Genomic DNA, 948 nt, shown 5'->3' on the forward strand with positions numbered 1-948 from the left:
CGTCCGTCTCCTTGAGCACGGTGCCGCCGACCCATGAGCCAATGCCCCGGTTGACGTTCGCCACGGAGGACGCGACCACGTCCTCGAAGGAGCCGTCCACATGGAACCAGTCCTCATCGTCGGGAGTGCGGACGATCTGCTCCCACTTGCCTCCCGGTTCCAGGGTGTCCTTCGGGCCTTCCCATACCTGCGCCCAGGCACGCGAGTTCATGCGCGTCTGGAATAGGGAAGGCTGCCGGCGGGTGACCTCCACCTCGGCGTGCACCGAGTCGGGCGCGATCTTGGCGGGGGCAGTCTGCAAGTCTGGGAGGCCGAGTGTGCGCACCGACTTCCGCGCGTCCATGCGGGTGCGCGACACGTACCAGAGCTTGCCGTCCTCATCCACCCATGTGGAGTCCAACGCAGCCTCGGCCATCTCAGACAGAAGCTCCAGGCCGGACACCTTCTCCAGCGCGGACATGCCCCAGATCATGTGGTCCGGGTCAGCATCAAGGATGAAGGTGCGCTCCCACGGGCCGAACGAGCCTTCGGTAGGGTCTCCCACGACTTGCACACCACCCAACGGCGCACCCTTGGCCGGGGCCAGGATGCGCACGTCGGACATGTCCTCTTCGCGGGTCTCACGCGGCCACTCCGGCAGCGCGGTATGCGTGGACTTGGAACCGTCCACGTCCATGACGATGACACCGTCCGGGCGCATCCACACCTTCAGCTCGAAGCCGTTGGCGATCTGCTCGTTAGAGAGCGGGCGGATGCGCTCGAACGCCTTGCGGCGGGTGCCGTCCGCGTTCCACCCGGCCTGGATCTCCACCGCAACACCCTTGGTGGAGACCATCGTGGTGATAGAGACCCGGTCCCACCACAGCTCCACAGCCGAGATCGTGGACGTGACAGGCCCCACCAGTGCGCGCACACCATGTGCCGTCGTCATCCGGCCAGCCCACGACT

Annotated in this window: 1 protein-coding gene; it reads right to left on the minus strand. The window is 66.2% G+C overall.

Annotation, left to right across the window (positions count from 1 at the left end; all coding sequences use genetic code 11):
- Positions 1–931 (minus strand): hypothetical protein (locus UN64_RS20035; protein WP_139343245.1); only part of this gene is annotated, 931 nt, incomplete at its 3' end.
- Positions 932–948 lie beyond the last annotated feature (17 nt).

The sequence above is a fragment of the Fictibacillus arsenicus genome (assembly GCF_001999465.1).
Lineage (GTDB): Bacteria > Bacillota > Bacilli > Bacillales > Fictibacillaceae > Fictibacillus > Fictibacillus arsenicus.